Source organism: Blastococcus sp. SYSU DS0669 (assembly GCF_054050895.1).
The window spans coordinates 40,400-66,647 of sequence record NZ_JBJHAE010000015.1 but is presented as its reverse complement, the minus strand read 5'-3'; the positions used below and the strand labels follow the sequence as shown (position 1 = coordinate 66,647).

Annotated in this window: 21 protein-coding genes; 13 read left to right on the top strand and 8 right to left on the bottom strand. The window is 74.6% G+C overall.

Features of this window, described 5'->3' with window-relative positions:
- Positions 1-89 precede the first annotated feature (89 nt).
- Genes ACI792_RS15020 through ACI792_RS15010 form a run of 3 tightly spaced genes read right to left on the bottom strand, consistent with a single transcriptional unit; the run spans position 90 to position 5,579 of the window.
- Positions 90-416: a Rieske (2Fe-2S) protein gene (locus ACI792_RS15020; protein ID WP_456603293.1), complete on the bottom strand. Its 327-nt coding sequence runs from the start codon at positions 414-416 to the stop codon at positions 90-92.
- Positions 413-2,983: a nitrite reductase large subunit NirB gene (nirB, locus tag ACI792_RS15015; protein WP_456603292.1), complete on the bottom strand. Its 2,571-nt coding sequence runs from the start codon at positions 2,981-2,983 to the stop codon at positions 413-415. The genes ACI792_RS15020 and nirB overlap by 4 nt, the downstream gene beginning before the upstream one ends.
- 1 nt (position 2,984) lies before the next feature.
- Positions 2,985-5,579 carry a molybdopterin oxidoreductase family protein gene (locus ACI792_RS15010; RefSeq protein ID WP_456603291.1) on the bottom strand — a complete coding sequence of 865 codons (2,595 nt, stop codon included), beginning with the start codon at positions 5,577-5,579 and terminating at the stop codon, positions 2,985-2,987.
- Positions 5,580-5,727: 148 nt separating this feature from the next.
- Here ACI792_RS15010 and ACI792_RS15005 point away from each other — a divergent pair, with 148 nt between their 5' ends.
- From ACI792_RS15005 to ACI792_RS14970, 8 genes are all read left to right on the top strand, one after another.
- Positions 5,728-6,522 (top strand): TetR/AcrR family transcriptional regulator, encoded by a 795-nt coding sequence (locus ACI792_RS15005; protein WP_456603290.1) that lies wholly within the window; start codon positions 5,728-5,730, stop codon positions 6,520-6,522.
- Positions 6,523-6,657: 135 nt separating this feature from the next.
- Positions 6,658-7,464: a DUF2382 domain-containing protein gene (locus ACI792_RS15000; protein ID WP_456603289.1), complete on the top strand. Its 807-nt coding sequence runs from the start codon at positions 6,658-6,660 to the stop codon at positions 7,462-7,464.
- Positions 7,465-7,557: 93 nt separating this feature from the next.
- On the top strand, positions 7,558-8,175 hold the full coding sequence (locus tag ACI792_RS14995; RefSeq protein WP_456603288.1) for a hypothetical protein: 618 nt from the start codon (positions 7,558-7,560) through the stop codon (positions 8,173-8,175).
- Between the two features lie 122 nt (positions 8,176-8,297).
- The gene (locus ACI792_RS14990) at positions 8,298-8,960 is read left to right on the top strand and encodes an N-acetyltransferase (RefSeq protein WP_456603287.1); all 663 of its coding nucleotides are present in this window, start codon (positions 8,298-8,300) and stop codon (positions 8,958-8,960) included.
- Between the two features lie 40 nt (positions 8,961-9,000).
- Positions 9,001-9,900 (top strand): alpha/beta hydrolase fold domain-containing protein, encoded by a 900-nt coding sequence (locus ACI792_RS14985; protein ID WP_456603286.1) that lies wholly within the window; start codon positions 9,001-9,003, stop codon positions 9,898-9,900.
- A 119-nt stretch (positions 9,901-10,019) separates the two neighbouring features.
- Complete coding sequence (locus ACI792_RS14980; RefSeq protein WP_456603285.1) at positions 10,020-10,415, top strand: YciI family protein; 396 nt, start codon at positions 10,020-10,022, stop codon at positions 10,413-10,415.
- Between the two features lie 5 nt (positions 10,416-10,420).
- A complete protein-coding gene (locus ACI792_RS14975) occupies positions 10,421-11,659 on the top strand; it encodes an RNA polymerase sigma factor (RefSeq protein WP_456603284.1) in 1,239 nt (412 codons plus the stop codon).
- Positions 11,656-11,937, top strand: coding sequence for a DUF1905 domain-containing protein (locus ACI792_RS14970; RefSeq protein ID WP_456603283.1), 282 nt, complete (start codon positions 11,656-11,658; stop codon positions 11,935-11,937). The genes ACI792_RS14975 and ACI792_RS14970 overlap by 4 nt, the downstream gene beginning before the upstream one ends.
- Here ACI792_RS14970 and arfB read toward each other — a convergent pair.
- Genes arfB through yidD form a run of 3 tightly spaced genes read right to left on the bottom strand, consistent with a single transcriptional unit; the run spans position 11,934 to position 13,925 of the window.
- Positions 11,934-12,374, bottom strand: coding sequence for an alternative ribosome rescue aminoacyl-tRNA hydrolase ArfB (arfB, locus tag ACI792_RS14965; RefSeq protein WP_456603282.1), 441 nt, complete (start codon positions 12,372-12,374; stop codon positions 11,934-11,936). The two genes, ACI792_RS14970 and arfB, sit on opposite strands and share 4 nt — an antisense overlap.
- Positions 12,375-12,397: 23 nt before the next feature.
- A complete protein-coding gene (locus ACI792_RS14960) occupies positions 12,398-13,399 on the bottom strand; it encodes a hypothetical protein (protein WP_456603281.1) in 1,002 nt (333 codons plus the stop codon).
- A 31-nt stretch (positions 13,400-13,430) separates the two neighbouring features.
- Positions 13,431-13,925, bottom strand: a complete 495-nt coding sequence (gene yidD / locus ACI792_RS14955) for a membrane protein insertion efficiency factor YidD (RefSeq protein ID WP_456603280.1) — start codon at positions 13,923-13,925, stop codon at positions 13,431-13,433.
- 32 nt (positions 13,926-13,957) lie between these two features.
- Here yidD and mmuM point away from each other — a divergent pair, with 32 nt between their 5' ends.
- Complete coding sequence (gene mmuM / locus ACI792_RS14950) at positions 13,958-14,866, top strand: homocysteine S-methyltransferase (RefSeq protein ID WP_456603279.1); 909 nt, start codon at positions 13,958-13,960, stop codon at positions 14,864-14,866.
- Between the two features lie 80 nt (positions 14,867-14,946).
- Here the strand turns inward: mmuM and ACI792_RS14945 are convergent, their stop codons facing one another.
- Together ACI792_RS14945 and ACI792_RS14940 are read right to left on the bottom strand one after the other, a co-directional pair.
- Positions 14,947-15,804: an SDR family oxidoreductase gene (locus ACI792_RS14945; protein WP_456603278.1), complete on the bottom strand. Its 858-nt coding sequence runs from the start codon at positions 15,802-15,804 to the stop codon at positions 14,947-14,949.
- A gap of 216 nt (positions 15,805-16,020) precedes the next feature.
- Complete coding sequence (locus tag ACI792_RS14940) at positions 16,021-16,164, bottom strand: hypothetical protein (protein ID WP_456603277.1); 144 nt, start codon at positions 16,162-16,164, stop codon at positions 16,021-16,023.
- Positions 16,165-16,321: 157 nt separating this feature from the next.
- Here ACI792_RS14940 and ACI792_RS14935 point away from each other — a divergent pair, with 157 nt between their 5' ends.
- From ACI792_RS14935 to ACI792_RS14920, 4 genes are all read left to right on the top strand, one after another.
- Positions 16,322-18,877 (top strand): DEAD/DEAH box helicase, encoded by a 2,556-nt coding sequence (locus ACI792_RS14935; RefSeq protein WP_456603276.1) that lies wholly within the window; start codon positions 16,322-16,324, stop codon positions 18,875-18,877.
- A gap of 506 nt (positions 18,878-19,383) precedes the next feature.
- Positions 19,384-20,493 carry a 2,3-diaminopropionate biosynthesis protein SbnA gene (gene sbnA / locus ACI792_RS14930; protein WP_456603275.1) on the top strand — a complete coding sequence of 370 codons (1,110 nt, stop codon included), beginning with the start codon at positions 19,384-19,386 and terminating at the stop codon, positions 20,491-20,493.
- Positions 20,494-20,539: 46 nt separating this feature from the next.
- Positions 20,540-23,608 carry a Pls/PosA family non-ribosomal peptide synthetase gene (locus tag ACI792_RS14925; protein ID WP_456603274.1) on the top strand — a complete coding sequence of 1,023 codons (3,069 nt, stop codon included), beginning with the start codon at positions 20,540-20,542 and terminating at the stop codon, positions 23,606-23,608.
- Positions 23,605-26,238, top strand: a complete 2,634-nt coding sequence (locus tag ACI792_RS14920) for an amino acid adenylation domain-containing protein (RefSeq protein WP_456603273.1) — start codon at positions 23,605-23,607, stop codon at positions 26,236-26,238. Before ACI792_RS14925 ends, ACI792_RS14920 begins: the two co-directional genes overlap by 4 nt.
- Positions 26,239-26,248: the final 10 nt, after the last annotated feature.

Genomic DNA, 26,248 nt, shown 5'->3' with positions numbered 1-26,248 from the left:
GGGCGCTCGGGCAGAGCGGTCGTAGGCGTCCGGCGTCCGGCGCGGGAGCGCGCGGTGCGGCGCGGGCTGCCGACGTCGGTGCTCACCGCTCAGAGCGTCACCACGAGCGCGCCCTCCTCCTCGTGGACGGGGAACACGCGGATCGGCGCCGTGCCGGAGGTCGAGGCGCCGTCGGCCCACCGGTAGGCGTACTGGTGCAGCGGGCACACCAGCACGTCGACGTCGGTCTGCCCGTCGGCGAGCGGGCCCCTCGCGTGCGGGCAGGCCGCCTGGGTGGCGTGCAGCGAGCCGTCGCGCAGCCGGAACACCGCCACCTGCTCGCCGCCGACCACGAACGTCCGCCCCTCCCCCGGCGGGACCTCCGCCACGCTGCCCACCACGTGCGCCGTCGCGGCCCGCTCCTCGATGAGGCTCATCGACCCACCCCCGGTGCCGAACCGGACGCCTGCGGCGCGCTCGTCACCGGCACCTCCGGCAGCGCGACCAGCGGCAGGGCGGGCCGGAACTGGCCGGGGGTGGCCGGCTCGACCGCGTCCTGGCCCCACGGGTCGCGGTAGGCGTCGATCGAGCGCTGGATCCCCGCGTCGAGGTCGGCGCAGATGCCCTCGCCGTCCTCCAGCAGCACGTGCTGGAGCTTCGCCAGCCCGACCCGGGGCACGAAGTCGTAGGTGCGCTCCAACCAGTTGGCGTTCTCCCGGTAGTACTGCATGAACCGGCCGGCCAGGGTGAGCACGGCGTCGCGACCGACGACCGTGGCCAGCAGGTCGCCCTTGCGGACCGTCGCCCCGGCGGCGCCGCCGACGTAGACCTCCCACCTCCCGTTGCCGACCGCGACGACGCCGACGTCCTTCACGTAGGCCTCGGCGCAGTTGCGCGGGCAGCCGACGACGGCGAGCTTCATCTTCGCCGGGCTCTCGATGCCCTGGAACCGGGTCTCCAGGTCGATGCCGAGCTGGGTGGAGTCGTCCAGGCCGAACCGGCAGAACTCCGAGCCGACGCAGGTCTTCACGGTCCGGAAGCTCTTCCCGTAGGCGTAGCCCGAAGGCATGCCGAGGTCGGACCACATGGCCGGCAGGTCCTCCTTGCGGACGCCGAGCAGGTCGATCCGCTGGCCCCCGGTCACCTTGACCATCGGCACCTCGTACTTCTCGGCGACGTCGGCGATCCGCCGCAGCTGGGCCGGCGACGTCACCCCGCCCTTCATCTGGGGGACGACGGAGAAGGTGCCGTCGCGCTGGATGTTGGCGTGGACGCGGTCGTTGATGAACTCGCCGTCCTTCTCCGGCACGAAGTCGTGGCCCCAGATCATCTTCAGCAGCGACGTGAGGCCCATCTTCGACTTCGCGTCGTCCTTGCCGTCGGGAGCGAGGGCGGCGAAGACCGCGGACACGCTGCGCAGGTCGCGCTCACGGATGGCCCGCATCAGCTCCGGCTTGGGCATCGGGATGCCGGGCACGTAGTAGAACGCAGCGGGGTCCTCGGCGAGATCGCCGTCGGCGGCCCACTCGACGATCTGCGTGACCAGCGCCTTGCAGGAGCCGCACCCCTTGCCGGCGCGGGTGCGGTCCATGACCTCGCCGACGCTCCCGCAGCCCCCGGAGACCGCCCCGCAGATGTCGCCCTTCGACACCCCGTTGCAGTTGCAGACCTGGGAGTCCGCCGGCATCTCGGCGACGCCGACCTCCGCCGCACCGTCGGAGAGGTCGACCAGCAGGCGGATGCGCTCCTCGGGCAGCGGGGAGCCCCGGTCGAAGGCCTGGGTGAGGTAGGCGACCTTGCGGGTGTCGCCGAGCAGGGTCGCCCCGACCAGCGCGCCGTCGCGGATCACCACCGACAGGTGCACCCCGCGCCGGGGCTCGGAGATGACCAGGAACTCGTCGTCGTCCCGCTCGGGGCTGCTCACCCCCATCACGGCGACGTCGACGCCGGCGACCTTCAGCTTCGTCGCCGTCCGGCTGCCGTGGTACTCGGCGGCGGGGTCGGTCCCGGTGAGGACGTCGGCCAGGACCTTCGCGTGCTCCCACGCCGGCGCCACCAGCCCGTAGACCTCGCCGCGGTGCTGGGCGCACTCCCCGATGGCGTAGACGTCGGGGTCGTCGGTGCGCAGCTGGTCGTCGACGACGACCGCCCGCTGCACCTCCAGCCCCGAGCGGACGGCGACGTCGGTGTGCGGGCGCACCCCGGCGGCGACCACGAGCAGGTCGCAGTCCAGCCGCCGGCCGTCCTTCAGCAGCACCCCCTCGACGTGCTCCTCGCCCAGCACCTCGGTGGCCAGGACGTCGAGGTGGACGGTGATGCCGAGCTGCTCGACGCTGCGCTTGAGGATGGCGCCGGCCTCGGCGTCGAGCTGGGCGTTCATGAGCCACGGCATCGCGTGCACCAGCTCCACCTGGAGACCGTGCCCCTGCAGGGCGCGCGCGGCCTCCAGCCCGAGCAGCCCGCCGCCCATGACGACCGCGCGGCGGCAGCGCCCGGTCGCGGCGAGCAGCGCGCGGGTCTCGTCGATGGTGCGGAAGCCGTAGACGCCCGGGAGCAGCTCGCCGTCCTCGCGCCGCACGCCGGTCATCGGGGGGATGAACGAGTAGCTGCCCGTGGCGAGCACCAGGTGGTCGTAGGCGGTGACGCTGCCGTCGGCGGCGTGCACCTGCTTGGCCGCGGTGTCGATCCGCTCGACCCGGACACCGGCGCGCAGGTCGATGCCGAAGTCGGCGTACCAGTCGTGGGAGTTGAGCACGATCTCGTCCTCGTGCGACTCCCCGGCGAGCACCGGGCTCAGCATGATCCGGTTGTAGTTGCCGTGCGGCTCGTCGCCGAAGACGGTGATGCGGAACTGGTCGCCGCCGCCGCGCTCGAGGATCTCCTCCACGAAGCGGGCGCCGGCCATGCCGTTGCCGACCACGACCAGCCGGCCGCGGGCATCGAGGTCGTCGTCCAGGTGCAGGGCGGTGGCGCCGGCCAGGCGGGCCCCGAGGATCGCCGTCATGTCAGACCTCCACCAGTCCCAGGTCGACCACCAGCTCACCGGTGACGCCCTCGGGGGCGGCGGCGTGCAGCTCGAGCACCGAGCCCCCCGGAAGGTCCTCGACCACGCGCAGCGGCACGTGCGTGTCGGCCTTCGCCCCGATCGGGAACCAGCGCACCGGCTCGCCGTCGCGTAGCAGCAGCACGTAGACCAGCTCGGCGGTCGCGTTGCCGCCGCGGAAGTACAGCGCCTGCGCGCTGCAGCCGGCGGGCACCGTGTAGCGCAGCGCCGGGTCGACGGGGCCGGGCTTGGCCAGCCCCTCCCCGGTGATCGGGAAGACGCCTTGCAGGAAGCGCGGGGTGCTCTTCACGGGGGTTCTCCTGGTCGTCGAGGAGCGGGTCGTGCGGGACGGCGGGCGCGGGACGGGGCCGACCGCGGGCCGGTGGTCCGCGGGCCGGGGCTGGGTGGTGGCCGGGGGCGGGGGGAAGCGCTCCTCCGGCCCGCCGACGCGGGTGACGGCGACGGCGCAGACCTTGAAGGGCGGCATCTTCGACGTCGGGTCGAGCGCGCCGGCGTCGGTGAGGGCGTTGGTGCCGGCCCAGTGGAACGGCACGAAGACCACGTCGGGCCGGATGGTGTCGGTCACCTGCGCGTGGAAGCGGGCGCGTCCCCGGCGGGTGGCGAGCTCGACGACGTCGTCCTGCGCGATGCCCAGGCGCCGGGCGAGGTCGGGGTGCAGCTCGGCGCGGGGTGTGGGGGCGACCAGTTGCAGGCTCCGCGTCCGCCGGGTCTGGGTGCCCGACTGGTACTGGGCCAGGACCCGGCCGGTGGTCAGCACGTAGGGGTGCTCGGCGTCGGGCCGCTCGTGCGCGTCGACGTGCTCCACGCGCAGGAAGCGAGCCCGCCCGTCGGGGGTGGCGAAGCGCTCGGTGAACAGCCGTGGCGTGCCGGGGTGGTCGTCGGCCGGGCAGGGCCAGAAGACGCCGCGCTCCTCGTCGATGCGCCGGTAGCTGATGCCCGCGTAGTCCGCCGTCCCTCCCGCGCTGGCCCGGCGCAGCTCCTCGAAGACCGTCTCCGGGTCGCCGCTGAAGTTCTGCGCGCCGAGCCGGCCGGCCAGCGTGGCGAGGAGCTGCAGGTCGTCGGGGACGCCTTCCGGCGGGTCGAGCGCCCGCCGACGGCGGATCACCCGGCCCTCGAGGTTGGTCATCGTGCCGGCTTCCTCCGCCCACATGGCGCTGGGCAGCACCACGTCGGCGAGCTCGGCGGTCTCGGAGAGGAAGAAGTCGCTGACGGCGAGGAAGTCCAGGTCGCCGAGCCGGCTGACCACCCGGCGTGCGTCGGGAGCGGAGACGGCGACGTTGGAGGCGAGCACCAGCAACGTGCGCACCCCGCCGTCGGTGCCGAGGGCGTCCAGCAGCTCGAAGGCGCTCTTCCCCGGCATCGGGAGCTCGTCGGGGTCCACGCCCCAGACGGCGGCGACGTGCGCGCGGGCGGCGGGGTCGGCCAGCGACCGGTAGCCGGGCAGCTGGTCGGCCTTCTGGCCGTGCTCGCGGCCGCCCTGCCCGTTGCCCTGGCCGGTGATCGTGCCCCAGCCGCTGCCGCGCCGGCCCGGCAGGCCGAGGGCGAGCGCGAGGTTGATCCACGCCTGCGCGGTGTCGGTGCCGCTGCGGTGCTGCTCGGCCCCGCGCGCGGTCAGGATCATCGCCTTCTCGGCGCGGGCCAGCGCGAAGACGGTGCGCCGCTGGTCGGCGACGGGCACGCCGGTGAGCCGCTCCACCCGGTCGGGCCAGTACGCCGCCACGCCGGCCCGGACCTCGTCGAAACCGGTCGTGCGGGCGGCGACGTACTCCTCGTCCACCAGGCCCTCGGCGACCGCGAGGTGCAGCAGCCCGTTGGCCAGCGCCAGGTCGGTGCCGGGCAGCGGCTGCAGGTGCAGCGCGGCACTGCGGGCGGTGGCGGTGCGGCGGGGGTCGACGACGACGTGCTGCGCGCCGCGCTCCCGGCCGGCGTCGAACCACTGCATCGCCGGCGGCATGGTGTCGGCCGGGTTGCTGCCCACGAGGACGACGACGTCGGCCTCGGCGATGTCGGAGAGCGGGAAGGGCAGCCCGCGATCCAGGCCGAAGGCGCGGTTGGCCGCCCCCGCCGCCGACGACATGCAGAACCGGCCGTTGTAGTCGATGGCGCTGGTGCGCAGGGCGACACGGGCGAACTTGCCGAACTGGTAGGCCTGCTCGTTGGTCAGCGAGCCGCCGCCGAAGCAGCCGACGGCGTCGCGGCCGTGCCGGGCCTGGGTGCGCCGGATCGCGGCGACGACCCGGTCCAGCGCCTCCTCCCACGTGGACTCGACCAGCGGGCTGGTGCGGTCGCCGGGCACCGCGCGGACCAGCGGCCGTGTGAGCCGCTCCGGGTGGTCGAGCAGGTCGGCGGCCGACCAGCCCTTGGAGCACAGCCCGCCACGGTTGGTCGGGAAGTCCAGCGGCAGCAGGGTGGCCGGGCGGTCTCCGGCGGTGACCGCCATCCCGCACTGCAGGGAGCAGTAGGGGCAGTGGGTGCTCGTCGTCCGCGAGGCGCGCCCACCGGGGGCGGTGGCGGCGGAGGGTGCGGTGGCGGACACGGGAACCAGCGTGGGGCGCGGGCGTTTCCCTTCGTGGACCCCGGCGTCAACGCTGGGTTCCGTCCCCCTCACACGGGGGGCGCCGCCCCTGTGCGGTCGCCCGCCGCGCATCATCACCGGCACGTCCCGCCGAGCGAGGGAGAGCGTGATGACCGAGCCGGACCCCGCGGCCGACCCCGACAGCCCCGAGGGACGCGGCGGTGCGGCCGCGACCGTGCCGGCCGCTCCGCCCGGTGCCGGGCGAGCGGGGCTCGACCGCCGCCGCATCCTCGGCGCGGCCGTCGAGTACATCGACGCGAACGGCCTGGGCGCGCTCACGATGCGGCGGCTCGGGGCCCACCTGGGCGTGGAGGCGATGGCGCTGTACCGCTACGTGCCCGGCCGCGAGCAGCTGCTCGACGGGGTGGTGGAGTCGGTGGTCGACGAGCTCTACGGCGACCCCGACGTGCACCTGAGCGCGGCGCACGGCTGGCAGGACTACCTGCAGCGCCTGGCGCACGGGGTCCGGCGGATCGCCCTCGCCCACCCCGAGGTCTTCCCCCTGGTCGCCACGCGGCCGCCGGCGGCCCCGTGGGTCCGCCCGCCGCTGCGCAGCCTCTGCTGGGTCGAGTCCTTCCTCGACACCCTGATCGGCAGCGGCTTCACCGAGGACGCCGCGGTCGCGGCGTACCGCGCCTACTCCAGCTTCCTCCTGGGGCACCTGCTCCTCGAGGTCTCCCAGAAGGGCGTGAAGATCAGCCCGGAGGACCGGCCCGACGGCGCGCCGGACGCCGCCGTGGGCACCGACCTCAGCGCGTATCCCACCGTCGTGCGCCTCGAGTCCCTGCTGTCCCTGGACGAGTCGGCCGCCGAGTTCGAGGAGGCGCTGGAGAACCTGCTGGGGCGGCTGGAGGTCGTGCGAGCGGAGGGCCGCACCCCGCGCCGCGGGGATCCGCGGGGCTGAGGCGCACGCCCGGGAGAACGCGGTCGGTTGTTTACAACGTAAATCTGCGGGCACCGCTCCTGGTGTCCCCACCCGCGCGACGCCGCGCGGGAGCGGGGGACCGTTCCCCCGTTCCCGGCACCCAGGAGTACGCGCATGATCACCGAGCACCAGCTGAGCGACGTCATCGGCAGCACCGCCATCGGCCCCGACGGCAAGCTGGGCACCGTCAGCGAGGTCTACCTCGACGACGAGACCGGCCGCCCCGAGTGGGCCACCGTCCGCACCGGGCTGTTCGGCACCAAGGAGGCCTTCGTGCCCCTGGCAGACGCCGACATCACCGGCGAGGAGCTGCGGGTGCCCTACGACAAGGCCAAGGTCAAGAACGCCCCGCACATCGACTCCGAGGGCCACCTCTCCCCCGCCGAGGAGACCGAGCTCTACCGGTACTACGGCCTCACCGCCGGAGGGGCCGGCACCGGCGTCCCCGGCGAGGTCACCGACACCACGCGGGCGACCACGACGACCGGCGACGCCACCCACGGCACCGTCGGCCACGACACCTCCGGGCCCACGACCGACGACGCGATGACCCGCTCGGAGGAGCAGCTCCACATCGGCACCCAGCGCGTGGAGACCGGTCGCGCCCGGCTGCGCAAGTACATCGTCTCGGAGAACGTCTCCCGGACCGTGCCGGTGTCGCACGAGGAGATCCGCGTCGAGCGCGAGCCGATCACCGACGCCAACGTCGGCGACGCGCTCGAGGGGCCGGCGATCTCCGAGGAGGAGCACGAGGTCGTGCTGCGCGGCGAGCGCCCCGTCGTGGAGAAGGAGGCCGTACCGGTCGAGCGCGTCCGCCTGGACACCGAGACCGTCACCGAGCAGGCGACCGTCACCGAGCAGGTCCGCAAGGAGCAGGTGGAGCTGGACGTCGACGACACCGGCACCGGCACCCGCCGCTGACCCGGATCCCCGGCCGGCGGCATCGGGGCGCTTCCCGGCGCACCGACGCCGTCGGCCCCCGCACCCGCCGTCCCCTCCTGGAGGAGCCCAGCCATGTCCACACCCGCTTCCGCCCACGGCGACGACGCCGGCATCCGACCGGACGGCGCGCACCCCACCCGCGGCGCCGGCCGTGACGCCGTCGACGCCCAGCACTCCCGCTACGGCGGCATCAAGTGGGGCGCGGCGTTCTTCGGCTGGCTCTCCGCCAACGGCCTCGCCGTCCTGCTGGTCGCCCTGATCAGCGCCGCCGGGGTCGCTCTGGGGCTGACGCAGGGCGTCCCGTCGGTCGAGGAGGCCACCCAGCAGGCGGGCACGATCGGCATCGTCGGCGCGATCGTCCTGCTGGTCGTGCTCTTCCTCGCCTACCTGGCCGGTGGCTACGTCGCCGGCCGGATGGCGCGCTTCGACGGGGCCCGCCAGGGAATCGCCGTGTGGGTCATCGGCCTGCTCGTCGTCCTGGCGCTCGCCCTCGCCGGCGTCCTCTTCGGCTCGGAGTACAACGTGCTCCAGCAGCTGAACCTGCCGCGCATCCCGATCGACGAGGGGACCGCCACGACCGGCGGGATCATCGCCCTGGTCGCGGTCCTCGTGGTGACCCTGCTCGGCGCGATCCTCGGCGGCAAGCTCGGCGAGCGGTACCACCGGAAGGTCGACCGCGCGGGCTTCTGAACGGCCCTCCTGCCCCCCGCCACTCGCACGCTCGCGGCGGGACCCTGCAGGGGGCCGGCGCGCACGGGGGCCGTCCTACCCGGGGCGACCCCCGTCGTCGTCGGGCGTGGTGGGATCAGGGGGTGACCCCTCCAGGCCCGGTCGTCCGGCGGATCGACGACCCCGACGAGCCCGGCCCCGACGTCCGCGTCGCCGAGCAGCGCGACGTGCCGGCGATCGCCGCGACCCTCACCGTCGCCCTGGCCGACTCGCGCTGGACCCGGTGGGCACTGCCCGACGACGGCCGCATGCAGCGGCTCACCCGGCTCCACGAGCTGGACGCCGCCCACCGCGGGGTGGCCACCGGCACCGCCTGGGTGACCGAGGACCGCGACGCCGTCGCCGTCTGGGAGCCGCCGGCCGGCGCGCCCGGCACCCGCCCCCTGCCCGAAGACGTCCGGGCCGCCCTGACGCGCGAACTCCCCTACCTCTCCGCCGACCGCGCGCGGGTGGTGGCCGAGACCGAGGCGATGGTGACCGCGGCGCTGCCCGACCGGCCGCACTGGCGGCTTCGGCACCTCGGTGTCCGGCCGTCGTCCCGCCGCAGGGGGCTGGCCGCCGCCGTGCTCGCGCCGGTGCTGGTGCGCTGCGACGTCGACAGGACACCCGCCGCCGCCGCGGTGTTCGGCTGGGCCAACGTGCGCTTCTTCCGCGGCTTCGGCTTCCAGGTCACCGAGACCACCCGCACCAGCGACGACGAGCTGCCGCTGTGGGTGCTCGTCCGCGAACCGCTCTCGCTCAGCTGACCGCCGGCCGCGAGGCCGCTCCACCGACCCCGGAGGTCCCGTGCCCACCCCCGCCGGCCGCCTGCTGCCCCCGCTGCTCCGCCTGCTCCGCGCCCGGAGGGAGTTCGAGCGCCCCGAACTCATGCTGCAGGGCGTGCAGGAGCGCCTGCTGCGCCCGGCGCCGTACGGGCCACCCCGCCGGCTCGGCCCGGTGGAGGTCGTGGTGGACGTCCACCACCGGACCGGCTGGCCGGTCTACCGCGTCCTCCCCCGCGCCGGGACGCCGGACCGGGCCGCCGTCTACGTGCACGGCGGTGCCTGGGTGAACCAGATCCACCCGCTGCACTGGCGCCTGGTGGCCCGGCTCGCCGCCCGCACCGGCACGGCGATCACCGTGCCCGTCTACCCCCTGGCGCCCGTGGGGACGGCGGCGACGGTGGTGCCGCCGGTGGCCGACCTGATCGCCGCGCTGGTCGAGCGGCACGGCGCCGGGCGGGTGACCGCGATGGGCGACTCGGCCGGCGGTCAGATCGCGCTGTCGGCCGCCCTGCTGCTCCGGGACCGGGGCGTGCCTGCCCTGCACCGGACGGTGCTCATCTCCCCCGCGCTGGACCTGACGCTGGCCAACCCGGAGATCGACCTCGTGGAGCCGCAGGACCCCTGGCTGGCCCGACCCGGCACCCGGGCGGCCATCGAGCTCTGGCGGGGCGACCTGCCGCTGACCGACCCCCTGGTCAGCCCGCTGTTCGGGCAGTTCGCCGGGCTCGGTCCCCTGACCGTCTTCAGCGGCACCCGCGACATCACCAGCCCCGACACCCGGGTGCTGGTCGAGCGCGCCCGCGCGGCCGGCGTGCCGGTCGACCACCACGAGGAGGAGGGCCTGGTGCACGTGCACGCCCTGCTGCCGGTGCCCGAAGGGCGGCGGGCCCGGCGGGTGATGGCGGCCGTCCTCGCCGGCTGACGCAGCACCCCGGCGGGCCGGTCAGCGGTTCCGCTCGGGTGGTGCTGGCGCCGCCCGTGGCCGTGCTGGGAAGGTCGCGACGAGGGTGTCGATCCGGCCGCACCTCGTTCGTACAGAGGGTGAGCGACCGGCACGAGGCCGGCGCCGAACCCCAGGAGGCAGCCATGGCGCAGTACCTGCTGAACATCGTCCAGCCGGTCGGCGAGGTCCCCCCGCCGGAGGACCTCGAGCCGGTGATGAAGGAGCTCGCCGCGCTCAACGAGGAGATGCAGGCGGCGGGCGTGTGGGTCTTCGCCGCCGCGCTGCACCAGCCGGAGGCCTCGACCGTCGTCCGAGCCGAGAGCGGCGACCTGCTGATCACCGACGGCCCCTACGCCGAGACGAAGGAGTTCGTGGGTGGGTTCGACCTGATCGAGGTCGACGACCTGGACCAGGCCCTGGTCTGGGCCGGCAAGCTCGCCCGCGTCCTCGGCGGCCTGCCGGTCGAGGTCCGGCCCGTCGTCCAGGCCTTCTGACGCCGGTGCCCGACGCCGCCGCCGAGGTCGAGCGTGTCTTCCGCGAGCACCACGGCCGTGCGGTCGCCGTCCTGATCCGCCTCCTCGGGGACGTCGACGCCGCCGAGGAGGCGGTCCAGGACGCCTTCCTCACCGCCCTCGCGCGGTGGCCGGCCGACGGGGTGCCGCCCAGCCCGGCCGGCTGGATCGTCACGACCGCCCGCAACCGGGCGATCGACCGCTGGCGGCGCGAGTCCGTGCGGACCGACCGGCACGCTCAGGCCGCCTTGCTCGGCGGCGCCCCCGAGCCCGTCGAGGAGGGTCCCGTGCACGACGACCGGCTGCGGCTCGTCTTCACCTGCTGCCACCCCGCGCTGGCCGCGCCCGCCCGGGTGGCGCTCACCCTGCGGCTGCTCGGCGGCCTCACCACCGCCGAGATCGCCGCGGCGTTCCTCGTGCCCGAGGGGACGATGGCCCAGCGCCTGGTGCGGGCCAAGGCGAAGATCCACACGGCCGGCATCCCGTACCGGGTGCCGCGCGAGGCGGAGCTGCCCGACCGGCTGCCGGCCGTGCTCGCCGTCGTCTACCTCGTCTTCAGCGAGGGGCACACCGCGACGTCCGGGGACCGGCTGGTGCGGGCCGACCTGTGCGCCGAGGCGATCCGGCTGGGCCGGCTGCTCGCCGAGCTGATGCCCGACGAGCCGGAGGTGCTGGGGCTGCTGGCGCTGATGCTGCTCACCGAGGCCCGCCGCCCGGCGCGGACCTCCGCCGACGGCGACCTCGTGCCGCTGGCCGACCAGAACCGGTCGCGGTGGGACCGCGCGCTGATCGCCGAGGGCCAGGAGCTCGTCCGGCGGTGCCTGCGGCGGGGCCGGCCGGGCCCCTACCAGCTGCAGGCGGCGATCGCCGCGGTGCACGGCGACGCGGCGACGGCCGCCGGAACCGACTGGCGGCAGGTGGTCGCGCTCTACGACCAGCTGCTGGCCCTCAGCCGGAACCCGGTCGTGGCGCTCAACCGCGCCGTCGCCGTCGCCGAGCTCGAGGGCCCCGCCGCGGGGCTGGCGCTGGTCGAGGCGCTGGAGCTGCCGCGCGAGCACCTGCTGCCCGCCGTCCTCGCCGACCTGCTGCGCCGCGCCGGGCGGCCGGCCGATGCGGTCGCGGCCTACGAGGAGGCCATCGAGCGCTGCGGCAACGAGCGTGAGCGGGCGTTCCTCCGTCGCCGGCGCGATGAGTTGTCGGTGCTGCGCCGGTCGGAGGAGGCATGAGCACCCCCACCGCCCTCGACGTCACCTTCACCGCGCCCATCGAGACGGACGGCGCGTTCCCCACCTACCTCGAGGTGCCTGACTCCGCTGAGCTGCTGGGCACCCGCCGGGCGGTCAAGGTGACCGGCACCGCCGACGGGCACGCCTTCGCGGCCACCCTCATGCCGTCGGGCAGCGGCCCGCACTGGCTGCCGCTGCGCGCGGCGATCTGCTCGGCCATCGGCAAGAGCCGCGCGGGTGAGGAGGTCACCGTGCACCTGCAGCAGCGGCTGGGCTAGTCCCAGGAGCCGCGCTGTTTCTTGAGCTGGCCCCGCTGCTTCTTGGCCTGGATCCGGCGCTCCTGCGAGCCACGGGTGGGCTTGGTGCGCCGCCGGGCCGGCGCCGGTGGGGCGAGTGCGGCGCGCAGCACCGCCGCCAGCCGATCCCGGGCGGCCTGCCGGTTGCGCAGCTGCTGGCGGTGCTCGCTCGCCGCGATGGTGAGGACGCCGTCGACCAGCCGGCCGCCGAGCCGCGAGGCGAGCCGCGCCCGCTGCGGGTCGGTCAGCCCCGGCAGGTCCAGCGGCCGCACGGAGAGCTCGACCCGGGAGTCGGCGGTGTTGACCCCCTGTCCACCGGGCCCCGAGCTGCGGGAGAACCGCCACGACTGCGCCGCCGCCGGCACGACGAGCGAACCGGTGACCGGGAGGTCACCGGAGGCGTCGTCGGTCCCGGGCACCGGCACAGTGTGGCCGACGCGGTTCAGGTACGGGACGCCAGCGGGCCCGGCGCCAGGTGCTCGGCGGTCCAGCCGGGCACCGCTCCGGCCCACGCGGCGCGCTCGGCCTCGTGCACGCCGCGCAGGATCCGGCGCCAGGTCAGGGCGCGCTGCAGCGGCGCGACGTGCAGCGCCAGGTCGCACAGCTCGCGCAGCTCGGCGGCGCTGCCGTGGTCGAGCCACGGGTCGAGGTACGCGTCGCGCAGCCGGAGCAGCCCGGGGTCGCCCTGCGGCAGCCCCAGCGCCCGACCGGCGGAGCGGAGGGCGACGAGCAGGACGAGGAACGGGTGCGAGACCGAGGCGTCGCCCCAGTCGAAGAAGCGGTACGGGCGGTCACGGGCGAAGACGTTGCCGTCGTGCAGGTCGTCGTGCTGCACGCTCGCCGGGACGCCGCCGTCCGCGAGCTCCCGGCAGGCCGCCGCGTAGCCGCCGAGCCCCGCCCGCAGGCGGGCGCGCACGGCGTCGGGGAGCTCCTCCGGGCGGCCGGCCTGCTGCGCCTCGTCGTCGGCCAGGAGGTCCGCCAGCGCGGGCAGCCGCTCCGGGCGGTGGTCGGGCACCCCGAGGCCGACGAGCTCCTCGGCGTGCCGGGAGACCTGGGCCTGCAGGCGGGCGTGGCCGGCCAGCAACGCCGCCCAGCCGGCGAGGTCCGCGCCGGTCTCGCGCAGGGTCGGACCGCCGTCGGTCATGAGGAGCAGCCGGCGCTCCCGGTCCACCGCGAGCGGCACCAGCACCTGCTGAGGCACCCAGCGGCCGAGGGCCTCGGCGAGCACCGGCTCCTGCGCCGAACCCGGCCCCACCGCCTTCAGCCAGACGGCGTCCCCGCCGCGCAGCGGGATGCGGAAGGCGGTGGACCAGGCCCGCACGTGCGGCTGCTCGGGCTCCCCCGTGACGACCAGCCCGGCGCTGGCCAGCTGATCGGCCGCCCAGGCCAGCGCGCCGGCCCGCCACGGGGGATCCCGCCAGGTGCGCGCGCCGGTCGGGATCACCGGGCGACCGTAGGCGAGGTCCTGCTCCGGGTCAGGCCGGGACCGGGTCCGCCCCGCCGACGGCGCCGGGGCGGCAGCGTGCCAGGCGGCGCAGCGTCAGCCACGAGCCGCGCAGGGCGCCGTGGGTCTCCAGCGCCTGGATCGCGTACGCCGAGCAGGTCGGGCCGTACCGGCAGCACGGCCGGCGCCGGGGGCTGATCTCCCGCTGGTAGTAGCGGACGGCCGCGATCAACCGGGCGGCGGCGCCGCTGCCCTGCTGACCCGCCCGGATCGCCGGCAGCGAGCGGGGCGCGACCAGCAGGAGGTCCATGCCGCAGCCGATGGCGTTGGCCAGGCAGCAGCCGGTGTTGAGGAACAGCAGGTCGCGCAGGCACGAGTCGTCGCGCCGGCCGCGGCGGTAGCCGCGCGGAGGCCCGTACCCGTAGCCGGGGCCGTAGTGGCCGCCGTAGTGCCCGCGGTAGCCACCACCGCCGTAGCGGGGCCGCCGGCGCCTCGGACCCCAACCGCTGCTCCAGATGAACACCATGGGTGCGCAGGTACCGCGGGAGGATGGTCGCCATGCCTGATCTCGCCCCCGGTCTCGCCGCCACGCTCGCCACCGGCCCCGTCGTGCTGGACGGCGGGCTCTCCACCGAGCTCGAGGCCCGCGGGCACGACGTCTCCTCCGCCCTGTGGTCGGCCCGCCTGCTCCGCGACGACCCGGGGGCGGTGGTGGCCGCCCACGCCGCGTTCGCCGCGGCCGGTGCGCAGGTGGCGACGACGGCGAGCTACCAGGCGACCGTCGAGGGGTTCGCCGCCACCGGTGCGGACGCGGCCGAGGCCCGGCGGCTGATCGCGTCGTCGGTCGCGCTGGCCCGCGAGGGGCAGGGCCAGGGGTGGGTCGCGGGGTCCGTGGGCCCGTACGGCGCGATGCTGGCCGACGGGTCGGAGTACACCGGCGCCTACGTGGCCGAGGTCGGCGTCGCGGCGCTGCGCGCGTTCCACCGCCCGCGCATGGCGGTGCTCGCCGAGGCGGGGGCCGACGTGCTGGCGTGCGAGACCGTCCCCGCGGCGGCGGAGGCCGAGGCGCTGCTGCTGGAGGCGCAGGCGCTGGGGGTGCCGGTCTGGCTGTCGCTCACCACCGTCGTCGACGAGCACGGCGTGCCGCGAACGCGGCGCGGGGAGCAGGCCGCGGACGTCTTCGCCATGGCGGACGGGGTCGACGAGGTGGTCGCGGTCGGGGTCAACTGCACCGCCCCGGACGCCGTCCTGCCCGCCGTGCGCGCGGCCGCGGCGAGCGGCAAGCCGGTCGCGGCCTACCCCAACAGCGGTGAGTCGTGGGACGCCGTCGCGCGGCGGTGGACCGGGACCCCCGGGATCGCGCCGGACGCCGTCCGGGAGTGGCTGCCCGCGGGGGTGCGGCTGGTCGGCGGCTGCTGCCGGGTCCGCCCCGCCGCCGTCGCCGCCCTCGCCGCGACGATCAGGTGACCTGATCACGCAGCGTCCTCCCTCACGGTGGGCGGTGAGGGAGGACGCTCCATGATCAGGTGAGCTGATCGTGGCCGGGGTCAGAGGATGGGCTTGCCTCCGGTGACGGCGATCCGCGCGCCGGAGACGTAGGACGCCTCGTCGCCGGCCAGCAGCACGTAGACCGGGGCCAGCTCGGCCGGCTGCGCGGGACGGCCCATCGGCACCTGCTGCCCGAAGCTCTCCACCTTCTCCTCGGGCATGGTCGCCGGGATCAGCGGCGTCCACACCGGCCCGGGGGCGACGCTGTTGGCGCGGATCCCCTTCTCCGCCAGCATCTGGGCCAGCGACGCGGTGAAGTTGGCGATCCCGGCCTTGGTCATGGCGTAGGCGATCAGGTTCGGGCTGGGGTTGTCGCTGTTCACCGACGACGAGTTGATGATCGACGCCCCGGGCCCCATGTGCGGCAGCGCGTCCTTGGTCAGGGTGAACATCGCCGAGAGGTTCGTGGCGAGGGTGAAGTCCCACTCCTCGTCGGAGATCTCCTCCAGCGAGTCGTGGCTCATCTGGAACGCGGCGTTGTTGACCAGCACGTCGACCCGCCCGAACTCCTCGACGGCCTTCGGGATGATCGTCTTGCAGTGCGCGCGGTCGGAGATGTCCCCCGGCACCAGCACGCACTTCTGACCGGCCTGCTCGACGTACTTCGCGGTGTCCTGCGCGTCCTCGTGCTCGGACAGGTAGGAGATGAGGACGTCGGCGCCCTCGCGCGCGAAGGCGATCGCCACGGCGCGGCCGATGCCGCTGTCCCCGCCGGTGATGACGGCCTTCTTGCCGGCGAGCTTCCCGGAGCCCTGGTAGCTCTCCTCGCCGTGGTCCGGCTTCGGCGTCATCTCGCCGAGCGTGCCGGGGGTGCTCTGCTGCTGGGCGGGCTGGGACTCGGGACGGGGCTCGGACACGGGCGTCCACCTTTCCTGGATCGGGAGCGCTCGGCACTCGGGCGCTGGTCTCACGCCCCTGCGGTGCCGTGGCGCGGCCGACCTACCCGCCCACCGCGGTCCGGAACCCCGGACACGGGCCCACCGGCCGCCTGACAGCACACGACCCGGGCGGGAGGAGAGGCGCACGTCGGTGTGCACCCCTCCTCCCTCCCGGGTCGGGAGGAGTCGTCCTGGTCAGGCGGCGCGCGCCACCGGGCTGTGGGTGGCCGCGGCGTCGAGCGGCACCCAGCGCATCTCGAGCCGTCGCCGGCCCGCCTGGTCGGTCACAACGGTCCACCGGCACTCCGGGCAGAAACGTTCGCGCATGGTCTCAGCCACCTTCCGTTCACCTGTTGTTCACCTTCCTCTCCGGTTACGGCGTATGTCACACACTCCGGGAGACCTCGTTACCGGATCGTTACCGTCCGCCGCACACGGGACGCCGCCGGGCCTGGTCCGGGGAAGCAGGAGAGCGTCGGGCACGCTGGTGCACCTGATGACCACGACCGCTGCTCCTCCCCTGCTCGAGGACCCCGCCGACCTGTCCGCACTGCGCGCGACCGGCGGCGACCCCGACGCGCTCTTCGCCGCCTTCGCCGCCTGGGCCGAGGCCGGCGGCACGCCGCTGTACCCGGCCCAGGAGGAGGCGCTGATCGAGCTGGTCAGCGGCGCCAATGTCGTGCTCGCCACCCCGACCGGCTCCGGCAAGTCGCTGGTCGCCACCGGTGCCCAGTACGCCGCGCTGGCCGCCGGCCGGCGCAGCTACTACACCGCCCCGATCAAGGCGCTGGTCAGCGAGAAGTTCTTCGCCCTCTGCGGGGTCTTCGGCGCGGCCAACGTCGGCATGCTCACCGGCGACGCCGCGGTCAACCGTGACGCCCCGATCATCGCCTGCACCGCCGAGGTGCTCGCCAACATCGCGCTCCGGGAGGGCAGCGAATCGGAGCACCTCGCCGACGCGCTCGTCGTCATGGACGAGTTCCACTTCTACGGCGACCCTGACCGCGGCTGGGCCTGGCAGGTGCCGCTGCTCGAGCTGCCGAAGGCGCAGTTCCTGCTGATGAGCGCCACGCTCGGCGACGTCACCTCCCTGCGGGAGGACCTGACCCGCCGCACCGGCCGGCCCACCGCGCTCGTGGCCAACGCCGTGCGGCCCGTCCCCCTGCACCACTACTACGCGACGACGCCGATGCACGAGACGATCCAGGAGCTCCTGGACACGCAGCAGGCGCCGGTCTACGTCGTCCACTTCACCCAGGCCTCGGCGCTGGAGCGCGCCCAGGCCCTGATGAGCGTCAACGTGTGCAGCAAGGAGGAGAAGGCCGCGATCGCCGAGATGATCGGCGGGTTCCGGTTCTCCTCGGCCTTCGGGACGACGCTGTCACGGCTGGTCCGCCACGGCATCGGCGTGCACCACGCGGGCATGCTGCCCAAGTACCGGCGGCTGGTGGAGCAGCTCGCCCAGGCGGGGCTGCTCAAGGTCATCTGCGGCACCGACACCCTCGGGGTGGGCATCAACGTGCCCATCCGGACCGTGGTGTTCTCCGCGCTCTCCAAGTACGACGGCACCCGCACCCGACTGCTCCAGGTGCGCGAGTTCCACCAGATCGCCGGCCGGGCCGGCCGCGCCGGTTACGACACCGCGGGCACCGTCGTCGTCCAGGCACCGGAGCACGAGGTGGAGAACCTCAAGCAGTTCGCCAAGGTCGCCGACGACCCGAAGAAGCGCCGCAAGCTGGTGCGCAAGAAGGTGCCCGACGGCATGGTGCCGTGGAGCGAGGCGACCATGAACCGCCTGGTCGAGGGGGAGCCCGAGAAACTGACCAGCCACATGCGGGTGACGACGGCGATGGTGCTCGACGTCGTCGACCGCCCCGGCGACCCGTTCGCGGCCATGCGCCGGCTGCTCACCGAGAACCACGAACCGCGCAAGAGGCAGCTGCGGCTGATCCGCGACGCGATCGGCATCGCGCGGTCGCTGCTGCAGGCCGGAGTCCTGGAGCGGCTGACCGAGCCCGAGCCGGACGGCCGCCGCTACGACCTGACCCTCGACCTGCCCCCGGACTTCGCGCTCAACCAGCCGCTGTCGACCTTCGCCCTCGCCGCCATCGAGCTGCTCGACCCCGGCAGCGACACCTACGCCCTCGACGTCGTCAGCGTCATCGAGGCCACCCTCGACGACCCGCGCCAGATCCTCGCCGCCCAGCTCAACAAGGCCAAGGGCGAGGCGGTCGCCCAGATGAAGGCCGAGGGGATCGAGTACGACGAGCGGATGGAGCTGCTCGAGGAGGTCAGCTACCCCAAGCCCCTGGAGGAGCTCCTCGGGCACGCCTACGACGTCTACCGGCAGAGCAACCCCTGGGCCGCGGACGCGCAGCTGTCGCCGAAGTCGGTCGTCCGCGAGATGTGGGAGCGGGCGTTCACCTTCCGGGAGTTCGTCAACACCTACGGTCTGACGCGGGCCGAGGGCGCGGTGCTGCGCTACCTCTCCGACGCGTTCAAGGCGCTGCGGTCCGGCGTGCCCGCCGCCGCACGCACCGAGGAGGTCACCGACCTGGTCGAGTGGCTCGGCGAGCTCGTGCGCCAGGTGGACTCCAGCCTGCTCGACGAGTGGGAGCAGCTCACCAATCCGGACGACGGGGCGGTGGCCGAGGTCGCCGTCCCGGCCCGGCCGCGCCCGCTCACCGGCAACGAGCGGGCGTTCACCGCGATGGTGCGCAACGCGCTGTTCCGGCGGGTCGAGCTGTGGGCGCGCCGGCGCTGGTACGACCTGGGCGAGCTGGACTCCGGCTCCGGCTGGGACGCCGAACGATGGGGCGAGGTGGTGCAGGCCTACTTCGCCGAGCACGACGAGGTGCGGACCGGAGCCGACGCGCGCGGGCCGGCGCTGCTGATCTGGGACAAGCGCCCCGGCACCTGGCACGTGCGGCAGATCCTCGACGACCCCGAGGGCAACCACGACTGGGGTTTCGACGTCGAGGTGGACCTGGAGGCCTCCGACGAGCAGGGCGCGGCGGTGATCCGCCTGGTCGACGCCGGCCGCAAGGACTAGTTGGCTCCTCGTGGCCGGGACCGGGTGCCACCGAGCGCCCAGCCGGCACAGCGGGACTGGTCACTCCGCGTCATCGGTTACGACGTGTGACGACAGACGCGCCGATTTCGTTCCGGAAAGACGGACCGCGATGAACCGAGCACAGCGAGCACATGCACGCCACGGGCGCGCAAAGCCTTGACACCGTTCGCGGGGCGATGAGAAGTTGCGGCCACTGCGACCGGAACAGGGCAGGTCACCGGCCGGTCGAGCACTGTCGTCCAGACCAGTGGAGGTCTGCCCCGTGCGTGCTGAACCCGCGGGCCAGGACGGTCGTCCTGTGCCCCGCACTCGGTAGTCGCGCCTGCGGGCGCCTCACCCTCCGTCACGCGCTTCTCCTGAACGGCTCGGGCATCCGCGACCGGCCGTGACGCGCTGTGCCAACGGTCGTCCCTCTCGTCGTCGACCGACCCTGCGCTCGTCACCGAGCGCGCGCGGGCTGCTCCCGATCAGCCTTTGGACCAGTGATGAGCTCACCCTTCGTCTCGCGCGCCAACGGCGGCACGCGGCCCTCTGCTCCGGCTCCCGTCGCGCCACGCATCGTCGCCGTTCCCGAAGCCTTCAACACCGAGGATCTCTACGTCGACCTCACGGGGATCATCGGCTCCCCGCTGCACCTGAAATGCGAGGGGTTCAACTTCGCCGGGTCGATCAAGCTCAAGGCGGCCGCCGAGATGGTCGACGCCGCCATCCAGGACGGGGTCCTCACGGAGGACTCGGTGCTCGTCGAGTCGTCGTCGGGCAACCTGGGCGTCGCGCTCAGCATGATCGCCGCAAGCCGGAGCCTGCGCTTCCTGTGCATCACGGACCCACGCTGCAACCTGTCCACCCGCCGGCTGATGGAGGCGCTCGGCAGCCGGGTGCACCTCGTCACCGAGCCGGTGGACGACGGGGGCTTCCTGGGCGCCCGCATCCAGTTCGTGCGGCGGCTCTGCGCGTCCGACCGGCGCTACGTGTGGCTGAACCAGTACGCCAACCCCGGCAACTGGCGCGCGCACTACCGCACCACCGCACCGGCCATCGCCCGGCACTTCCCGAACATCGACGTCCTCTTCGTCGGAGCCGGGACCACCGGCACGCTGATGGGCTGCGCGCGCTACTTCCGGAACCGTGACCGGCAGGTGCGCGTCGTCGCCGTCGACGCCGTCGGCTCGGTGACCTTCGGCGGGCCCGCCGGGCGCCGGATGATCCCGGGACTGGGCACGAGCGTCCGCCCGGACCTGCTCGACGAGAGCTACATCGACGAGGTCGTGCAGGTCGAGGAACGCGACACCGTGCGCGCCTGCTACCGGATGGCCCGGCACGGATTCCTCTTCGGCGGCTCGACCGGCACGGTCGTCAGCGGGGCCGAACGCTGGCTGGCGGAGCACGACGCCCGCGGCCTCACCGCCGTGGCCATCGCGCCCGACCTGGGCGAGCGGTACCTGGACACGCTCTACCAGTCCAACTGGGTGGAGGCCCTCTACGGCCCGGAGGCGCTGGCCGCGTCGACGGACGACCCGCTGTGGTCGGACGGCGCCGGCAGGCCGACCCCGGACACCGCCGGCCGGCAGGCCACGGGCGCGCTGGCGCCGTGAGCACCGGGCCACGGCCGGCCGGCCGGACACCGACGGCGGCGGCCCCGTGACGGCGGAGGCCCTCGCAGCCGCCCCCGTCGGTGCGCTCCCCCCGCGCGGCGGCGATCTCGCGGTCACCGGTGTCGAGGCCGCGTTCTGCGGTCTCCTCAGCGACTGCCTGCACGGCGCGGACGTGACGCCGGAGTCGCACTTCTTCGACGACCTGGGCGCGGACTCGATGGTGATGGCGCAGTTCTGCGCCCGGGTCCGCAAGGATCCCGATCTGCCGCGGGTCTCCATCAAGGACGTCTACCGGCACCCCACCGTCCGGGGCCTCGCCACGGCCGTCGGCGGTCCGGGGATCCCTGCCGCGACCCCGTCGGTGGTCGAGCAGCTGGGCTCGGTGCTGGCCGACGTGCTCGGCCGCGAACGGGTCGACCCGGAGGCCCACTTCTTCGACGACCTGGGCGCGGACTCGATGGTCATGGCGCAGTTCTGCGCCCGCGTCCGCAAGCAGCCCGGCCTGCCGACGGTGTCGATCAAGGCCGTGTACCAGCACCCGACGCTCACCGGGCTGGCGTCGACGTTGGTGAGGATCCCGGCGACGGCCGAGCCGGAGCAGACCCGGCCCGCCCGCGCGGCGGCGGCGGACCCGCGGTCGGGGAACGGAGCGAGCGGTGCGCCGCCGGCGGCGCCCGCCCCGGCCCGCGGGCGCCCTCGCTACGTGCTGTGCGGAGTCCTCCAGGCACTGACGTTCCTGGCGTGGACCTATGCGACCACCGCCCTGGCCCTGCGCGGCTTCGAGTGGGTGGTGGACAGCGGGGACCTGTTCGACTTCTACCGGCGCGCGGTGGTGGTGGGTGCGGCCACGTTCGCCGGTGCGGCCCTGTTCCCGGTGGCGGCCAAGTGGATCCTCGTCGGCCGGTGGCGGTCCGAGCACTTCCGGGTGTGGAGCCTGCCCTACCTGCGGTTCTGGGTGGTCAAGACGCTGCTGCGGACGAGTCCGGTGACCCGGCTGCTCGCCGGGTCACCCCTGTACTCGCTGTACCTCCGCGCGCTCGGTGCCCGCGTCGGGCGCGGCACCCTCGTCCTGACCCGGGCCATACCCGTCTGCACGGATCTGCTGACGCTCGGCGAGGGCGCGGTGGTCCGCAAGGACACCTTCCTCTCCTGCTACCGCGTGGTCGACGGGGTCGTCGAGACCGGACCGGTGACGATCGGCCGGGACGCCTACGTCGGCGAGGGCGCGGTGCTCGACATCGGCACGTCGCTCGGGGACGGCGCCACGCTGGCCCACCGGTCGTCGCTGCACGAAGGCCAGTCGGTGCCCCCCGGCCAGACCTGGCACGGGTCCCCCGCCACGCGGACGGACTCCTCCTACCGATCGGCCGAGCCGCGCCGGAGCGGCTCCGCCAGACGGTTCACGTACGGGCTCGGGCAGCTGGTCACCGCGGCACTGGTCACCATGCCGCTCGCCGTGGGGGTGCTCGACGCCGCCATCGCCGACCTGCCGGTGCTCGACGTCGACCTCACGCCGGGAACCCCGGCGGACGCCGGCTTCTGGCTGGGCTGCCTGCTGGTCTCCGCCATCGTCTTCACCGGCGGTGCGCTCGGGTCGGCGCTGTTCGTCGTGACCGTTCCGCGCCTGCTGGCGCTGCCCCTGCGGTCGGGCCGGGTCTATCCCCTGTACGGCCTGCACTACTCCCTGCAGCGCACGATCGCGCGCACGACCAACTCGAAGTTCCTGACCGGGCTGCTCGGCGACAGCTCCTACATCGTCGGCTACCTGCGCGCGATCGGGTACCGGATGACACCGGTGCTCCAGACGGGATCGAACTTCGGCACCGGCGTGAAGCACGAGACGCCCTACCTCGTGCGGATCGGCACCGGCACGATGGCCGCCGACGGGCTGTCGATCGTCAACGCCGACTTCTCGAGCACGTCGTTCACGCTGGCGCCGGCGCGGATCGGCGCGCACAGCTTCCTCGGCAACGCCATCACCTACCCGTCCGGCGCCCGGATCGGCGACAACTGCCTGCTGGCGACCAAGGTGCTCGTGCCGGTCGACGGCCCGGTGCGGCAGGACGTGGGGCTGCTCGGCTCCCCCGCGTTCGAGATCCCGCGCTCGGTGGACCGAGACCTCGCCCTGCTCCCGCCACAGGACCAGCTGCCGGCCCTGCTCCGGCGGAAGAACCGCTACAACCTGCGGACCATCCTGCTGTTCCTGCTCGCCCGCTGGTCCAACCTGTTCCTGATCCTCACCGCCACGCTGGTCGCCGCCGCGTACTACCCGCACCTCGGCTCCGCCGTGTTCGTGGCATCCACCCTGCTGGCCCTGCTGCTCACCACCGCCTGGGGGGTGTTCCTCGAGCGCCTCGCGACCCGCTTCCGCCCCCTGCGCCCGCGCACCGTGTCCATCTACGACCCGTACTTCTGGTGGCACGAGCGGTTCTGGAAGATGCACGCGCACCCCGAGATCTTCAACGGCACCCCGCTCAAGGGCCTGATCTGGCGCCTGCTCGGTGTCCGGGGCGCCCGGCGGCTCTTCGACGACGGCTGCGGGATGCCCGAGCGGTCCCTGGTGACGCTCGGCGACGGCTGCACGCTCAACGCCGGCGCCACCGTCCAGGGCCACTCGCAGGAGGACAGCGCCTTCAAGTCCGGTGCCATCACGCTGGGGGCCGGCTGCACGGTCGGCGTCGGCGCATGGGTGCACTACGGCGTCACCATGGGCGAGGGCTCCGCGCTGGCCGCGGACGCGTTCCTGATGAAGGGCGAGGAGGTGCCCGCAGGAGCGATCTGGAGCGGCAACCCGGCGGTCCAGGTCCTCGACCCGCCGGTCGCCGCGCCCGGGGACGGCGTTGCGCACCGCGCGCAGGCCGCGCCGCCGGGGGCGTCCCGTGGTTCCTCGGCCTCCTCGGACTCCCGCGGGCCGGTGATCGTGATCCCCGCCGAGCCCACCACCCGCCCGGCCGCCGGCGGCCGTCCTCCCGCGACGGGACCCGCCGGGCACCGCGCGGGCGCCGTCGCGGGCGGTGTCGCGGTGGCCGGACTGGTCCCGGCCCTCACGGCGGCGACCGTCGGCCGCGGTCGGCACCGCGCATCCCCAGGCAGTCGATTCCGGAGGTCCCGATGACCACCCTGCACGAACCGGCGCGGAGCGACCGGCAGGACCCGGCCGCACGTACCCCGCAGGACCCGGCCGCACGTACCCCGCAGGACCCGGCCGCACGTACCCCGCAGGACCCGGCCGCACGTACCCCGCAGGACGCGGCCGGACGCTACTGGCGTGACGTGCTGCTGGCCGGCGGCACGACGAGCCTGCCGCGCTGGGCGACCCCGACCTCCGCCGGCGTCACCGACGTCGACCTCGAGGTCGACGGGCCCACGACGGCCCGGCTCCGGGAGCTGGCGACCGAGCTCGCCGTGCCGTTGAGCACACTGGTGCTCGCCGCGCACGCCCGCGTCCTCGCCGCCCTGTCGGGCGAGGCGCAGGTGGTCACGTCGTACGTGACCGCGCCGGGGGCCCGCCCGCTGCCGTGCCTGCTCCCGGCCGCCGCGCCGTCGTGGCGCGCTCTCGTGGCCGAGGTGAGCGCCCGCGAGCTGGCCCTCCGGGCCGCCGCCGGACACCCCGTGGACGACCTCCGCGCGGAGCTGGGCACCCCCGGGCCGATCAGCGAGGCGGAGTTCGACCCGGCCGGGCGGCCCGGGCCCCCGTCCCCGGGAGCGGTCATCCGGCTGGAGCTCGAGGCCGGGGACGACCGGCTCCTCCTGCGGCTGCGCCACCGCACGGAGGTGCTGGACGCCTCCGCTGCCCACCGCATCGCCGGTTACCACCGCGCGGCGCTGACCGCGCTGACCGTCGACCCGGACGCCGATCCCGGTGCGGCGACGCTGCTGTCCGGCGCCGAGCTCGACCACCAGGTGCACGGCCTCGCCGGCCCCCGCCGGCCGCTCCCCGAGGAGCGACCGCACGAGCTGGTCCGCAGGCAGGTGGCCGAGCGGCCGGACGCGGTCGCCCTCGAACGCGGGGACGCACGCTGGACCTACGTCGAGCTCGCCGCCCGCGCCGACCAGGTCACGGCCGCACTGCTCGACGCCGGGCTCGCGGACGAGGACGTGGTCGCGGTCGTCACCGAGCGCTCGATGGAGTGGGCCGCGGCGGTGCTCGGCGTGCTCCAGGCGGGCGGGGCGTACCTGCCCCTCGAGCCGCACTTCCCCCCGGCCCGGATCGCCTCCGCTCTCGGCCGCGCCGGGGTGCGGCTGGTGCTGACCGAGGACGGCAGCCGCGGCTCGCTCGACACGGCCCTCGCCGACCTGCCCGCCGTCCGCACCCTCGACCTGGGGGCCGTCTGCTCCGGCGATCCCGTCGTCGCCCGGCCGGTGGCCGTGCCGGCGACCGGGCTGGCCTACCTCTACTTCACCTCCGGCTCGACCGGGGAACCCAAGGGCGCGATGTGCGAGCACGCGGGCATGCTCAACCACCTGCTCGCGAAGATCTCCGACCTGGGCCTCGACGAGCACAGCGTCGTGGCGCAGACCGCGCCGCAGTGCTTCGACATCTCCCTCTGGCAGCTGCTCGGGGCCTGGCTGGTCGGCGGCCGCACCGTGCTCGTCCCGCAGGACGTCGTCCTCGACGTCGGCCGCTTCGTCGACACCCTCGTCGAGCGCCGGATCAGCGTGCTGCAGATCGTGCCGTCCTACCTGGAGGTCGTGCTGGCGCACCTGCAGCAGCACCCGCGGGACCTGCCGGACCTGCGGGTGGTCTCGGTGACCGGCGAGGCGGTCAAGCCCGAGCTCGTGCAGCGCTGGTTCGACGTGCTGCCCACCGTGCCGCTGGTGAACGCCTACGGATTGACCGAGACGTCCGACGACACCAACCACGAGGTCCTGCACCGCCCCCCGGACGGCGACCGAGTGCCCCTGGGCCGGCCGGTCCAGAACGTGACCGTCTACGTGCTGGACGACCGCTTGCGGCCCGTCCCGCTCGGCGCGCCCGGGGAGATCGCGTTCTCGGGGGTCTGCGTCGGCCGCGGGTACGTCAACGACCCGGAGCGGACCGCCCGGGCCTTCCTGGCCGACCCGCTCCGACCCGGGCACCGGCTGTACCGCAGCGGCGACCAGGGCCGCTGGCGGCCCGACGGCAAGCTCGAGTACCTGGGCAGGCAGGACCACCAGGTCAAGGTGGCCGGGTTCCGCATCGAGCTCGGGGAGGTCGAGAACGCGCTGCTGCGGCTGCCCGGTGTCCGGGACGCCGCCGTGGTGGTCACCGGGAGCGGGCGCGGCGCCCGGCTGGTCGCCTGCTGGACCGGCGATGCGCCCGCCGGCGCCGACCAGGAGTTCGCCGACCTGCTCGCGGCCACCCTCCCGGCCTACATGGTGCCGACGGTCTTCTGCCGCCGCCCCGAGCTGCCGCTCACGGGCAACGGCAAGGTGGACCGGAAGGCCCTCACGGCGCTCGCCGCGGACCTGCGCTCGGCGGCGCATGCCTCGGCGCCGGCCGGCCCGACGGAGCAGCGCCTGGCCGCCCTGTGGTCGACCGTGCTCGGCGTGCCCGTCGAGCGCATCGGCAGGGAGACCTCGTTCGTCGAGGCCGGCGGCACGTCGCTGTCCGTCGTCCGTCTCGCCGCCGCTCTCGACCGGGCCGTGTCGCTGGGCGACATCGCCCGCACCCCCGTCCTCGCCGACCTCGCCGCCCTGCTGGACGAACGCGCGGCGTCGGTCGCTGCCTCCGCCCCCCGGGTCCCCGCCGACCCCGCGCGCTGACCCCTCTCTC